Source organism: Streptomyces sp. NPDC051020, from assembly GCF_040683105.1.
Classification (GTDB): domain Bacteria; phylum Actinomycetota; class Actinomycetes; order Streptomycetales; family Streptomycetaceae; genus Streptomyces.
In genome coordinates, this window is record NZ_JBFBCG010000080.1 from 1 (window position 1) to 13,298 (window position 13,298).

Genomic DNA, 13,298 nt, shown 5'->3' on the forward strand with positions numbered 1-13,298 from the left:
CTGCTGGTCGTCGCGGTCACCTCCGCTTCCGTGCAGGACCGGGCCGGAGGCCGCGCTGTCCTGGCCCAGCTCGCAGCCGGCTTCCGCACGGTCAGCCACCGAGCACCGCCCGTCGTGACCACCCGGGCCCGCCTCTTCCGGGGGCCCGCACCTCACTCGGCAGGCCCGCGTCGGGCACAGGCAGCGAGAGTCCGGCCGACGTCCCGTATGGCATGCACCGCGGCCCGCTCGGTGCTGGGGCCCAGCACCGTGTCCCAGTGCGCCACCACCGCATAGGCCAGTCGGCGCCGCCCGACGATGACACCGGCGTCGGCGCGCACCCCGGTGTCGGTGCCGGTCTTGTTGGCGATCAGAAGCCCGTCGGGCAGCGGGTCCGGGAAGCCCGAGGCGTAAGGGTCGTGATCCACCAAGGCGGGGACCAGGCCGTGGTCGGTGTTGGCGCGCATCCAGCGCAGCAGCCCGGCGGAGGCTGCCGGGGAGCTCATCGTGCCGCGTACCGCATGGGTCACCAGCCGCGCCAGGTCCTGTGCGGTGCCGGTGGCGAAGACGGGGGGCACGTCCGGGCCCCGGATGTCACGGACCTTGTCGTGCAGCGTGAGGCGGTCGAGCCCGAGATCCGCCGCCAGCAGGGCCGTGGACTCGCGCCCCACCAGGCGCAGCAATGCGTTGGTGGCGGTGTTGTCGCTCACCGAAGCGGTCAGCCAGGCCAGGTCCTCGACGGTCCAGCCGCGCCTGCTCATCCGGCGCAGCAGACCGGTACCGTCCGCCACGTCCTCGTCGAGGATGTCCACGGTTCGGTCGGCGAGCAGCTCCCCGGTGTCCAGCCGGCGTGCGACCTCGGCGAGCAGCAGCAGTTTCGAGGCGGAGGCGACCGGCAGAACGGTGCGCTCGTCGACCCCCACCGTCTCGCCGCCGTCGATGTCGACGGCGGCGACAGCCAGGGTGAGTGGCAGCGCGGCCGAGCGCCGCGCCGCCGCGGTCACTTGGGCCAGACTCATCGGATCCTCACCACTTCTCCCGCCCGTGCCGCGGTCGGGCAGCCACCTCTTACTGCGACCCGTCCCGCCACTACGACGGTATCGATGCCTTCCGGTGCCAGGAGGGGACGGTCGAAGGTGGCGGTGTCGCGCACCGACGCCGGGTCGAGCACGGCCAGATCGCCGAGGGCGCCGTCGCGGACCACACCGCGGCCGGTGAGTCCGAACCGCCGCGCCGGCAGTCCGGTCATCTTGTGCACCGCGCTCTCCAACGGGAGCAGCTGCTTGTCGCGGCCGTAATGGCCGAGTACACGGGCGAAACTCCCCGCCCAACGAGGATGCGGCCGACCGGGTTTGGGGACGCCGTCCGAGCCGATCATCGACAACGGGCTGGCGAGCACCCGTCGTACGTCGTCCTCACGCATGGAGTGGCTGATGATGGTCACTTCGCCCTGCTCGGCAAGCAACAGGTCGCACGCGTGGTCGACCGGGTGGATGCCGCGCTCGGCGGCGAGGTCGGCGATGCTGCGGCCCTCGGCCTCGGGGTGGGCCTGCGCGGCGGCCACCGTGATGAGATCCCAGCCACCGTTTCCCACGGTGTTCTCCCACCCCTTGACGCCATGAGCGATGTCCGCCCTGATCCGGTCGCGCGTTTCCGGCCGGCGCAGCCGTTCCAGCAGAGCGCTGACACCGCCCTCGCTCGTCCACGGGGGCAGCATGGCGTGCAGGACGGTGCTTCCCGCAGTGTACGGATAGACGTCGCACAGCACGTCCACGCCTTCGGCTCGGGCCTGTTCCAGCCGGGGCAGGGTGCGCAGCGTGGCACCCCAGGCGTGCCGGCCCGCGGTCTTGTGGTGGGAGATCTGCAACGGGGCGCCGGAGCGGACCGCGATCTCCAGGGCCTCCTCCAGGGCCGACTCCACCTGAGACATCTCGTCGCGCAGATGAGTGACGTAGGGCTTGCCATGGCGGGCGGCGACCCTGGCCAGCGCGACGATCTCCTCGGTGTCGGCGTAGGTGCCGGGCGGGTAGATCAGCCCGGTGGACAGGCCGGCTGCTCCCTGGGTCAGCGCCTGGTCCAGCAGCGCGCACATGGTGTCCAGTTCGTCGGGCCCGGGTGGGCGGGCCTCGAAGCCCATCACTCCCGCGCGCAGCGTGCCATGGCCGACGAGCGAGGCGATATGGGTGCGACGCAGGGCGGGGTCCTGCCCGGCGGCGAATGTGTCGAAGTCCACCGCCGGCCGGACCGGGCCGAGTCCGAACGTCACCCTGAGATGTTCGGCGAGTACTGGCAGCCGTTCCGGGAGCGAGGGGAACAGGCTGGTCCCGCAGTTGCCGCAGATCTCCGTGGTGACGCCCTGAAGCAGCGGCGCGAGGCGGAGATCGTCTGTCGGCTCCGTGGTGCCGGCGCTGCCGAGGGGTGCCGCGAGGGCATCGGAGTGCGTGTGCACATCGATGAAACCGGGTGTGACGACCCGGCCCGTCACATCGAGGGTCTCGGCCGCCGCCGCCGGGGTACCGGCGGGGAGCACGGCGATCCGCCCGTCCACCACCGCGATGTCCGCCTCCCTGGCGGGTGCGCCGGTTCCGTCGACGAGCGTGCCGCCACGCAGCAGCAGATCGAGAGGGCGGCCCATCACAGCACCGTCGACAGGAAGGCCCGCGTGCGGTCGTGCCGCGGGTCGGTGAACAGAAGCTCCGGGCTTCCCGCCTCGACGACGGCGCCCTGATCCATGAACAGGACACGGTCGGCGACCTCGCGGGCGAAACCCATCTCATGCGTGACCACGACCATCGTCATACCGCTGCGGGCCAGGTCGCGCATGACGCCCAGGACCTCGCCGACGAGTTCGGGATCGAGGGCGGAGGTGGGTTCGTCGAAGAGCATGAGCGTGGGCTCCATGGCCAGTGCGCGGGCGATTGCCACGCGCTGCTGCTGCCCGCCGGACAGCTGCCCCGGGTAGTGGTCCGCCCGGTCCGCGAGACCGACGTCGGCCAGCAGTTGCCGGGCCTGCTTCTCGGCCTGCGCTCGGGACCGGCCCTTGACGGTAACCGGCCCCTCCATCACGTTCTGCACTGCCGTGCGGTGCGGGAACAGGTGGAACCGCTGGAACACCATGCCGATCCGTTCGCGCTGGCGTCGGATGTCGCGCGGGCGCCGTTCCCGCAGCACTCGGCCGGACGGGCCGTGCTGCTCGTAGCCGATCAGTTCACCGTTCATCCACACCCGCCCCGCGTCGATCTGCTCAAGGTGGTTGAAGCAGCGCAGCAGCGTGGACTTCCCGGACCCGGAGGGGCCGATGACACAGAGCACCTCACCGCTGCCGACGTCGAGATCGATGCCCTTGAGCACCTCGGTGTCACCGAATCGTTTACGGACCCCGCGGGCCTTGAGGATCACGTCGTTCATGCCGCTGCCCCCTTCTTGGCACGCCGGGGTACGAGATTGGTCAGGACCCTGCTCCGCAGCCCGGGAGCGGCGCCGGGGCTGTAGCGGCGTTCGACGGCGTGCTGGCCGATGCTGGCGATCGTGGTGAGCACCAGGTACCAGAGCGAAGCCACCAGGAGCAGCGCTACCACCTCGAAGTTGGCGAGGTAGAGGTGCTGGGAGACGGTCATCAGATCGGCGCCGGCGATGACCGAGACCAGCGAAGTCGTCTTGAGCATGGAGATGAACTGGTTGCCGAACGGCGGGATGATGACCCGCATCGCCTGCGGAAGGATGATGCGGGAAAGGATCTGACGGTTCGACATACCGATGGACGCGCCTGCCTCGCGCTGGCCGGGGTCCACGCTTTGAATACCGGCCCGAACGATCTCGGCCATGTAAGCGCCCTCGTTGATGGACAGGCCGAGCAGTGCCGCTACGAATCCGGTGATGACCTGGTTGGACTGCCAGCTGATGAGTTTGGGGCCGTCGAAGGGGATACCGATACTGATCACCGGGAACAGCAGGGCCAGGTTGAACCAGAAGATGAGCTGGACCAGCAGGGGGGTGCCCCGGAAGAACCAGGTGTAGGCGCCGGCGGTGAGACGCAGTACGGGACTGTCGGAAAGCTGCATCACCGCGACGACGATCCCGATGGCGATGCCGAGAGCCATCGAGACGAGGGTGAGCTGAATGGTCACCCCGAGGCCTTTGAGGATCACGCCGTCGAACTGGTACGCGGCGACGATGTCCCAGTGCAGATTGGGATTGACGATGACGGTGTAGGCGAGCCACACCGCGAACAGCGCCGCGGCAAGGACCGCCAGCCAGCGCCCGGGACGAGGGCGTTTGGTCACCTGGAGGGACAGGTCGTCCTCCTGCGGTCTCGCTTCCGCGGGGGCCGGATCCGGCGCCGCGCCGAGGGCGGCGCCGGGTATCTTCTGGTGGCTCATGTCGGTTCTCACTGCCCGTCGTTGACGGTGGCTGCGGGTACGGCGCTGTCGCCGACTCCCCAGGTGTCGAGGATTTTCTTGTAAGCGCCGTCGTCGATCAGTTCCTGCAGGGCCTTGTGGACAGCGTCGCGCAGTCCGGCCTGGCTCTTCGCGGCCGCGATGCCCCACGGGGCGGTGCCGTACTGCTCCGGCAGGACCTCGTACGCGTTGTTTTTCTTGGTGAACATCTTGGCGACGGGATAGTCGACGATGGTCGCGACCGCACGTCCGCTGTCCAGCTGGAGCAGCCCGGTCGGTGCGTCCTCGCTCTGGGAGATCCGCATCTTCTTCTGGCACTTGGCGTTCTGTTCCTCGCCGATCTGGAGGTTCGAGCTGCCCTTGGCGAGGACGACGCTCTTCCCGCACAGGTCCGCGAGTGAGTTGATGCCCTGCGGATTGCCCTTCTTCGTCATGATCACGCCGCCGGTGCGGAAGTAGTCGACGAAGTCGACCGCCTGGCGCCGCTGAGCACTGTCGGTCATGGATGACATGACCAGGTCGAACCGTCCGGATTCCAGCCCCGGGATCAGTCCGTCGAAGGCGGCATTGGTGAGTTCGAGCTTCAGTTTGAGCCGCTGGGCGATGGCCTTGGCCAGGTCGGGGTCGACACCGGTGAGCCGGGTGGTCCCGGGCGCGTACATCTCCATCGGCGGATAGCCGACCGCGGTGGCCACGCGCAGCACACCCTTCTGCCGGTACTGAGCAGGGAGCAGTTCGGCTGCGGTCCGGCCGGTGGCGGTCTGCGAGGCGCTGCCGGACGGGGCGTCGCCCTGACTGGAGCGTCCACAGGCCGTGGCCGCGAGGGCCAGGACGGCGAGGGCTGCCAGACAGCGCAGAGAACGGGGACGATTCATCGGATTCTCCCTCACGGGGTGGCGGTGCGCCGATGCTGGCAGTCGCGCCCGGGTGAATGGAAGATGATGAAGCTATTCATGCCTGACCATCGAAATCTGTACGGCTCCGAGTCCAGGCGAACCGGTCGCCGAACGGGAACGGGGCATCGCATGCGACAACCGCTCGGCCGGCGCGCTGCTGCTCGGTACCGACGGACTGCGCGCGGGCACCATGGGCTCCTCGGCAACGTCACGGACAGCGGCCGGCCGTCCGCATCCGAGTCCCCGGCCGCATCGGAATCCACGTCGCCGTCTCCGCCTTCGTCCTTGCCCGCGACCACGGCCTGGCGTCCCCACCGTGTCGACGTGGACCGCAGTGACACTGCTCGCCGTACGGGTGGTGGAGGCGATCGGGGCCCGACCCGCCGATCGGGGCGGGCGCGGCGCACGCGAAGAGGCGCATGGCCGCATGGGGGCCCTGCCGTCACCGGTGGACCGGGCAGGCCGCTGCATGCCGCTGCGGACGAGGCCGCACTTTCGGGTGATCGACGCGCAGTACGGCAGGATTCCGGCGGACGCGGTGGCGGATCGACGGGCACATGGTCGTCGATCCGCCACCGCGCGCCGGTTGGGCGACTCGTTCCTGCGCGATGCGGCAGCCCGGCTCGTGCGACGTCGGCGTGCCGATCCGGACCTTCGAAGGCGTGAGGACGCATCAGTTCCTCACCGACGGCACCCATCACAGCCATGTGAACAGGGGATTCGCGAGCCGACGCTCGCGGCGCGGCTCAGGCGCGCTGGTCGAGACCGGCGCTGAGCGGCGGCTGCGGGGCGTCGAGCAGCGAGGTGTCCACCTCTCCGACGCCCCAGCCGTACGCCAGCTTGTGCACTTCCAGCACGAAGAAGGAGTCGGTCGAGACGACTCCGTCGATGTGATGCAGCCTGCGGTTCATCAGGTCGGTGAAGTGGTTGGTGTCCCGGCAGATCACCTCCGCCATCACGTCGTAGGTGCCTGCCGTCATGATGACGTACGAGGTCTCGGGCAGCTCCCGCAGCCGTCGGCAGACCTCCTGAGCGCTGCCCGGCCTGACCCGGATGCCGACCATGGCGAACCGATCGAAGCCGATGGTGAGCGGGTTCGCGATGCCGACGATCTGGAGGGTGCCGTTGTCCTCCATGCGCTGGACGCGGTATCGCACGGAGGAGGCGGGGATGTTCAGTTCGTCGGCGATCTGGCTGTACGGGCGGCGGCCGTCCGCTTGGAGTGCGGCGATGATCTGGCGGTCGGTGTCGTCCAGGGGGCTGCCACCCAGCGTGCTCATGCTGTTGCTCCGGCTCTCATGTACGGCCCGCCACGGTGTGCGGGCCTGGATCTTTGGTCGTACGTGCCTATCCTGCCGGGCTCAGGAGTCGAAGCCGAGGCCGAGTCGGTCCAGGGTGCGCAGCCACAGGTTGCGATGGCCGTGCGTGTCCTCGCGGGCCAGGGACCATCGGGTGGCCTCGACGCCGAGATACCGGACCGGCTCCGGGGGGAAGGGCATCGGAGGGCGGCGGATCATGGCGGGCCGGAGCCGTTCCGTGCGCCGGCCGGAGAGCAGGTCCAGCATGACCTGGGCGCCGTAGCGCGTGGCGCCGACGCCGAGTCCGGTGAAGCCGAGGGCGTAGGAGATCCGGCCGCGCGCGGCGGTGCCGGCGAACATGCAGAAGCGGGTGGTGGAGTCGATGACACCGCCCCACGAGTGCGAGAAGCGGACGTCGGCGAGGGCGGGGAAGGCTTCGGCGAACTGGGCGGCGAGGGTGTCGAAGGTCGCGGGCCGCTGGGTGAGGCGCTCGTCGACCGGGTTGCCGTAGTGGTAGATGGCGTCGTAGCCGCCGAACAGGATGCGGTTGTCGTCGGTCTTGCGGAGGTAGTGGAACTGGTTGCCCGCGTCGGTGATTCCGTGCCGGCCGCTCCAGCCGATGGCGGCGAGTTGCTCAGCACTCAGGGGTTCGGTGGTCAACGCGTAGTCGTAGACCGGAATCATGCTGAGCGAGAGGCGCTTGAGCAGGGGCCGGTAGATATTGGTGGCGAGGGCGACCTGCCGGGCGCCGACCGCGGCATAGGGAGTTGAGAGGCGGACCCGTCCGGCGTGACGGGTGGTCAGGGCGGTGACCTCGGTGTGCTCGGCGATGCGGACCCCGAGGTCGAGGCAGGCGGCGCGCAGGCCCCAGACGAGCCGGGCAGGGTCGAGGAGCGCGTAGGCGGGGGACCAGAGGCCGGCGGTCCACAGGGGGGAGTCGACGTAGCTCCGCAGTTCGTCGCGGTCCAGCAGCCGGGTCTGTTCGCCGTACCGGTGGGCGAGAACGTGGGCGTCCTTGAGCCCATTCGCCTGCCATGGCGTGGCGGCGACGGTGACCTTGCCACTGCGCACGAATCCGCAGTCGATGCCGTGGGTGTCCAGATCCCGCCGGAAGGCATCGAAGTTGTCCATGCCCAGGCGGTGCAGCAGCCCGGCCTCGGTGGGCCACCGGTCGGCGCCGTTGGCGAGACCGTGGGTGATGCTGGGGGAGCAGAATCCGCCGTTCCGGCCACTGGCCGCGTGGCCGCAGGTGTTCTGTTCGAGGACGAGGACATCCCGTTCGGGGTGGGCGCGTTTGGCAAGCAGGGCGGTCCACAGCCCGGTGTAACCGCCGCCGACGACGGCGAGATCGCAGGTGGTGTCGGCGGTCAGCCGGGGCAGTGGTGCGGGGTGCTCGGGCCGGTCCAGCCAGTAGGGGGCGGCCTTCGTGTCACGCAGTCGGCTGCGGTGGTCGGTGGGGCGCGGGGCTGCGGTGGTCATGTGGCGGGTACCTCGTTGCCGGCTTGGTGGGGCAGTGCGGGCCGGGGCCCCGACGCTGGTCGGGGCCCCGGTCGGCGGACGGTCGGGTGAGCGCCGCGGTCAGAGACTGATGACGCCGGTACGGGTGTCGGTCATGTCCATGAGCGTCCACTTGCCGCCGATGCGGCCCCAGCCGGTGGAGCGGCTGCCGGCTCCACCGAAAGGCATGTTGATGTCCCACCAGTTGTTGCTCTCGTTCACGACGACCTGGCCTACCTCCATCTCCTCGATGAAGCGGAAGGCGGAGGTCATGCTGCGGGTGAAGACGGCACCCTGGAGGCCCAGTTTGTCGTCGTTGGCGATGCGCAGAAGGTCGTCCTCGTTCTGCCCGGTGATGATCGGGACGACCGGGCCGAAGGACTCCTCGCGGGACAGCAGGCTGTCCTCGGGCACCCCGTCCACCACGGTGAACTCGTAGTAGAGGTCTGTGGGGTGTCCCGAAGCGCGCTTGCCGCCGAGCAGGATGCGTGCGCCGCGCTCGCGGGCGTCCGCCATGTGGCGGTCCATCTTGGCCGCGACGCCCTCGTTGTTGAGGGGGCCCAGAACCGTCTTGGGATCGAACGGGTCGCCGAGGGTGATGCGCTGGGCCTCGCGGAGCACGGCCTCGACGAACTCGTCGTGGATGTCCGCGTGCACGATGACGCGTTCGGTGGCGCAACAGACCTGTCCGGCGCACGGATAGGCGCCGTTGACAGCGGCCTTGGCGGCGGCCTCGACATCGGCGTCGGCGAGGACGACGAGCGGCCCGTTGCCCGAGCACTCCATGATGGAGCGCTTGAGTCCGGCGGCGGACTGGATCTTCGCGCCGGTCGCGGTGGAGCCGATGAACCCGATCGCGTGGATGCCCTCGTGGCGTACCAGCGCATCACCGGTGTCGCCCTCTCCGGGCACGATGTTGACGAGACCGTCGGGCAGTCCGGCGGCAACGAATGCTTCCATCGCCTTGAGAACGGTGAGCGGGGTGTTGGCCGGCGGCTTGACGACATGGGCGTTGCCGGTGGCGAGACCGGGGGCGACGAACTCCGCGAGCATCAGCAGCGGGAAGTTCCACGGCGTGATGATGCCCCAAGTGCCCACCGGGCGCTGGAAGGTGAACATCCGCTTGGTGTTGTCGGTGGAGGGCAGCGTCTCACCGTGCAGTCGTACAGCGTCCTCGGCGTGCAGGTGGAAGAGCTTGGCCGCCTCCTCGATGTCGGCGACGGACTCGGCAAGCGGCTTGCCCTGCTCCAGGGACTGGAGGCGGGCGAGTTCGTCCACGCGCTTGCCGAGTTCCGTACCGATGCGGTGGCAGAGCTCGGCACGGGTCCACACATTGGTCGAGGCCCAGGCCCGCTGGGCCTCGTTGGCGGCACGCACCGCGGCGTCGACGTCGGCGGCCGCGGGCAGCGGGAAGGTGCCCACGAGTTCGCCCGTCGCGGGGCTGATGACCTCGTGGGTGGTCCCGGAGGTGCCTTCGGTGTATGCGCCGTTGATGAAGAGCTGGTGCCGGTCGGCGGTCGGGGTGGTCATGCGTTGGCCTCTCTGTCCTGTCCTGACCGGGAAAGGGCGCGTCGGCTCTGGGCCGCGCCGGCCCGAGTCCGGTGCGATGACTGGAGACTCACTGAGCAATCAAGAACTGTCAAGACTGCGGAATGAGCAAAAGTGAAAGTCGTCCATTGCTTGTTCGTGAGTATTGACAGGTGTTTTTCGTTCACCTATAACCAGGCCCCATCGACTCTCCTGTCTGCGCCCACCCTGAGGGGAACGCCATGTCATCCCAGCCACAGATCCCAGCCCCGCCCTCGCCGGACCCTTCGGACTCGTCGGGATCGGCGGGTGCGTCCGCCCCGGCACTGCCGAAGAAGATGAGCTGGTTCGACGGATTCGCGATGTCGCTGACCATGCCGGCGGCACTCATCGCCTCGCTCGGCGCCTCCATCGGCGGACTCGGCGCCTGGGGTGCGATCGCCCTGTGGGCGGCCTCGATGGTGCTGGCCACCGCGACCAACTGGATCTACACCGAGATGGCCGCGATGTTCCCCGACTCTTCCGGAGGGATCGCGCACTACGCGACCGAGGGCTGGAAGAAGCGGGCACCCGTGGTGGGTCCGATCGCGAGCATCGGCTACTGGTTCCCCTGGACGACGGCCCTCGCCGTCTACTCCGGACTCATCGGCTCGTTCGTCCAGGCCCAGTGGTTCCCCGGCCAGGATTGGAGCCTGGAGTTCGGGCCGGCGAAGGTGGACTTCCCCATAGCTGTGGGCCTGCTCGTGATGCTGCTGCTGTTCGGCGCGGCGATGATCGGCCTGCATGTCGCCATGTGGGTCGTCTACGTCACCGGCGGTGCGCTACTTGTGCCGCTCGCCGTATTCATCGTCCTGCCGCTGTTCTCCGGTGACTGGAGCGCGCAAGGCCTGCACTGGAATCTGCACGGCGCTGCGGGACTGCGCGAGGCGCTGGTGTGGCTGTACGTCATGGCGTGGACGTCGTTCGGAGTGGAGGTGTGCGCGACCTTCGCCCCCGAGTACAAGGACACGGTGCGCGACACCTCCCGGGCCCTGCGCGCCGGTGTGCTGTTCTCCCTCGGTGTGTTCATCCTGCTGCCACTGACCCTGTCGGGGTACGTCGGCGAGAAGGCCATCGGCGAGAAGCCCACCACCTTCTTCATCGGAGCCTTCCAGGACCTGGTGGGCGGCGCCTCCGACCTCATGGTGGTCTTCCTCATCGCCTCGCTGCTGCTCATCATGATCACCGGTCTCGCGGACGGTTCCCGGGTGCTGTACGAGATGGGCAAGGCGGGGCTCACCATCAGGCAGGTGGGGGTGCTGAACAAGCGCGGGGTGCCGGCCCGGGCGCTGCTGGTGGCCCTGGTGCTCAATGTCTTCGTGCTGACGGTGCTTCAGACCCCGCTGGCCATCATCGTCACGGGCAACCTGGGATACATCCTCACGCATGTGCTGGCGGTCTCCGGTTTCGCGCTGCTGCGCAAGGACCGTCCCGACGCCGTGCGTCCCATCCGGCTGCCCCGGTTCTTCGTGCCCCTGGCCTGGACGCTGACCGGGTTCCTCACCGTGGTGCTGGTGGTGGGCGCGACCGGCTTCTCCATCACCGGATACGGCGGCTACACAGAACTGGGAGTGGCACTCGCCGTGCTGGTCGTGGCGGTACTGCTGTGGCTGTACCGGACCAAGGTGCAGGACCGGCACCTCACCGACGACCGCCCGGCCTGACCAGGCCGGCGCACAGGCTTCAGCTTGACTCCGTCGGGGATCTTGGGGTTTTCCAGTGCGGCAGCGTGATCAGCGGGCATGACCGGGGCTGCTTCGAAGGCCGATGCAGTTGTCGAGGTGTCCGTTGTCTCTCCGTCCCCGTCGGGTGAGCAAGTCCCGTCTCTGACTGCGCAGGTCGCGCGGGCGAGTAATCCGGGCGGTACGACAGCGATGTGGGTGAGAGACCGCCTGGACGGGCTGTGGTGGCCCTGAGGGCAGGTGACCTGCCCTCAGGGCCAGGTCAGCAAGGGGTGGCACGGTCGCTACCCGACTTCCTCGCCCACAGTGGCCCCGCTGATCGTGGCGCGGTTCACCAAGGGCCAGCGCCAGCCGTGCCCGGTTCGCGCCCAGCGCACCACCTCCCGCGACAGCGCCCGTAACGTGGGCTTTCCCCCGCGAGAACTCCGCGACCTGCAAGTCCGCGCTGCCGGTGTTCGCCCCCGAGACGATCAAGCGCGTGGCCCATCGGTATTCGTACAACGGCGGCGAGGAATGCTCCGTCGAGCTGGTGGCAACCACCCGAACTCGACGCGCTCACCCGGCACGTCCGCTCCTTCGCGGCCATGCTTACCGAGCGCCAGGGTGAGCGCCCGCCGGACCGGTTCGACGCCGTGCGGCAGGACGACCTGCCCAGCCTCCATACCCTCGCCGCCGGTATCGATCGCGACCTCGGCGCCGTCATCGCCGGCCTGACCCTGCCCTGGAACTCCGGCGGCGTCGAAGGCCACGTCAACCGCATCAAGGTGCTCAAGCACCAGATGTTCGGCCGCGCCGGTTTTCAACTGCTCGTAAGCGGGTCCTCCTCGCTCCGTAATCCGGTCAGTACAGCGCTCGGCAGGGACATAAGATCGCGGCGTGTCGATCAAGTACGAGTGGCGGGGCGACTTCGAGAACGCCTCCCTCAACGCGCTGCACGCCGACGGCTTCGGCCACCCGGTCACTCAGATCGACTGGCGAGCACGACTTGAGCGCCACAGCCTCGGCTGGGTCTGCGCGTGGGAAGACGGCTCTCTGATCGGCTTCGTCAACGTTGCCTGGGACGGCGGAGCTCATGCCTTCCGGGCCAGTCCCCGGCGCTTCTCACAGAGTGCGGTGCATGATGTGCAGCCCGACATAGCCCTTCTCTGGGTGGCGGAAGCCCTCCGGCAGGGTGCCCAGTACCTCAAAGCCGAGTGCCCGGTACAGGTTCACCGCATGGACGTTGGTCTCCACAACCGCGTTGAACTGCATCGCCCGGTAGCCCGCAGCACGCGCCCACTGCATCGTGTATTCGCATAGCGCGCGCCCCACGCCCTGCCCGGAGTGCGCCGGGTCGACCATGTAGCTGGCGCTCGCGATGTGCGATCCGTTGCCCATGTGGTTGCGGTTCATCTTTGCCGTGCCCAGGACCGTACCCGAGTCGTCCACCGCGACGACGGTCCGGTTGGGGGATGGCAGGATCCACCAGTCACGGCCTTGGTCCTGGCCGAGATCCGTCGGATAGGTGAAGGTCTCACCTGCGGCGACGATGGTGTGGAAGAAGGGCCATATGGCGGCCCAGTCCTCGGGGTTGGCTTCCCTGATCAACATGCGGTCAGGATGCCTGAACGGGAACGCGACCTCCAGCAATTTACCCGCCCCGAACATCGTCGGATTCTGCGGGTGACCCCCATCTGGCGGGGGCTCGGGTACAGGAGCTGGGGTGCGCGCCACGGCGAGCCAGAACTTCCCCGAGACCACGCCTGCCGCGGCCTCGCCGAGCCCCAGCTCGGCGAGGCCGCGGCGAGACGGGTTCGTCGTCCACCACGCCCATCATCGGTGGTGCGGCTGTCGCCGTGCTGCTGGCCGGTGGCGGCATCATGTGGTCCGTGCTCAAGCGTCGCACCGCGCAGGGCTGACGTAGCTCAGTAGTCCGCTGGTTCGGGCGCAGGACCGCGCAGGGACCGCCGGGCGAGGGGCGTGCCGCATCACGCAGTGTGTGAC

11 protein-coding genes and 2 pseudogenes are annotated in these 13,298 nt (G+C 68.9%); 3 read left to right on the forward strand and 10 right to left on the reverse strand.

Going from position 1 to position 13,298, the window contains the following annotated elements; translation table 11 throughout:
* Nucleotides 1–152: 152 nt before the first annotated feature.
* The 8 genes from AB0N06_RS31000 to AB0N06_RS31035 all read right to left on the reverse strand — a co-directional run bounded on the left by AB0N06_RS31000 (nucleotide 153) and on the right by AB0N06_RS31035 (nucleotide 9,597).
* Nucleotides 153–998 (reverse strand): serine hydrolase, encoded by an 846-nt coding sequence (locus AB0N06_RS31000; RefSeq protein WP_366138021.1) that lies wholly within the window; start codon nucleotides 996–998, stop codon nucleotides 153–155.
* On the reverse strand, nucleotides 995–2,614 hold the full coding sequence (locus AB0N06_RS31005) for a D-aminoacylase (RefSeq protein ID WP_366138022.1): 1,620 nt from the start codon (nucleotides 2,612–2,614) through the stop codon (nucleotides 995–997). The genes AB0N06_RS31000 and AB0N06_RS31005 overlap by 4 nt, the downstream gene beginning before the upstream one ends.
* Nucleotides 2,614–3,387 (reverse strand): amino acid ABC transporter ATP-binding protein, encoded by a 774-nt coding sequence (locus tag AB0N06_RS31010; protein ID WP_366138023.1) that lies wholly within the window; start codon nucleotides 3,385–3,387, stop codon nucleotides 2,614–2,616. The genes AB0N06_RS31005 and AB0N06_RS31010 overlap by 1 nt, the downstream gene beginning before the upstream one ends.
* Nucleotides 3,384–4,358, reverse strand: coding sequence for an amino acid ABC transporter permease (locus tag AB0N06_RS31015; RefSeq protein WP_366138024.1), 975 nt, complete (start codon nucleotides 4,356–4,358; stop codon nucleotides 3,384–3,386). Before AB0N06_RS31015 ends, AB0N06_RS31010 begins: the two co-directional genes overlap by 4 nt.
* Before the next feature lie 8 nt (nucleotides 4,359–4,366).
* On the reverse strand, nucleotides 4,367–5,251 hold the full coding sequence (locus tag AB0N06_RS31020; protein ID WP_366138025.1) for an ABC transporter substrate-binding protein: 885 nt from the start codon (nucleotides 5,249–5,251) through the stop codon (nucleotides 4,367–4,369).
* Between the two features lie 767 nt (nucleotides 5,252–6,018).
* Nucleotides 6,019–6,552, reverse strand: coding sequence for an Lrp/AsnC family transcriptional regulator (locus AB0N06_RS31025; protein ID WP_366138026.1), 534 nt, complete (start codon nucleotides 6,550–6,552; stop codon nucleotides 6,019–6,021).
* 81 nt (nucleotides 6,553–6,633) lie between these two features.
* On the reverse strand, nucleotides 6,634–8,049 hold the full coding sequence (locus AB0N06_RS31030; protein WP_366138027.1) for an FAD-dependent oxidoreductase: 1,416 nt from the start codon (nucleotides 8,047–8,049) through the stop codon (nucleotides 6,634–6,636).
* Nucleotides 8,050–8,148: 99 nt separating this feature from the next.
* Nucleotides 8,149–9,597, reverse strand: a complete 1,449-nt coding sequence (locus AB0N06_RS31035; protein WP_366138028.1) for an aldehyde dehydrogenase family protein — start codon at nucleotides 9,595–9,597, stop codon at nucleotides 8,149–8,151.
* Nucleotides 9,598–9,836: 239 nt separating this feature from the next.
* On the opposite strand from AB0N06_RS31035, the gene AB0N06_RS31040 reads away from it, so the two are divergent.
* The gene (locus AB0N06_RS31040; RefSeq protein ID WP_366138029.1) at nucleotides 9,837–11,297 is read left to right on the forward strand and encodes an APC family permease; all 1,461 of its coding nucleotides are present in this window, start codon (nucleotides 9,837–9,839) and stop codon (nucleotides 11,295–11,297) included.
* Nucleotides 11,298–11,785: 488 nt separating this feature from the next.
* Here AB0N06_RS31040 and AB0N06_RS31045 read toward each other — a convergent pair whose 3' ends face one another.
* Nucleotides 11,786–12,202 (reverse strand): hypothetical protein, encoded by a 417-nt coding sequence (locus tag AB0N06_RS31045; RefSeq protein WP_366138031.1) that lies wholly within the window; start codon nucleotides 12,200–12,202, stop codon nucleotides 11,786–11,788.
* Here AB0N06_RS31045 and AB0N06_RS31050 point away from each other — a divergent pair.
* Nucleotides 12,192–12,395: pseudogene (locus tag AB0N06_RS31050) on the forward strand (GNAT family N-acetyltransferase); the annotation flags it as partial. The gene AB0N06_RS31045 and the pseudogene AB0N06_RS31050 sit on opposite strands and share 11 nt — an antisense overlap.
* A 21-nt stretch (nucleotides 12,396–12,416) precedes the next feature.
* On the opposite strand, the gene AB0N06_RS31055 reads toward AB0N06_RS31050, so the two are convergent.
* Nucleotides 12,417–12,905: a GNAT family N-acetyltransferase gene (locus AB0N06_RS31055; protein WP_366138046.1), complete on the reverse strand. Its 489-nt coding sequence runs from the start codon at nucleotides 12,903–12,905 to the stop codon at nucleotides 12,417–12,419.
* A gap of 194 nt (nucleotides 12,906–13,099) precedes the next feature.
* Between AB0N06_RS31055 and AB0N06_RS31060 the strand changes: the two are divergent.
* A pseudogene (locus AB0N06_RS31060) lies at nucleotides 13,100–13,213 on the forward strand (LAETG motif-containing sortase-dependent surface protein); the annotation flags it as partial.
* Nucleotides 13,214–13,298 lie beyond the last annotated feature (85 nt).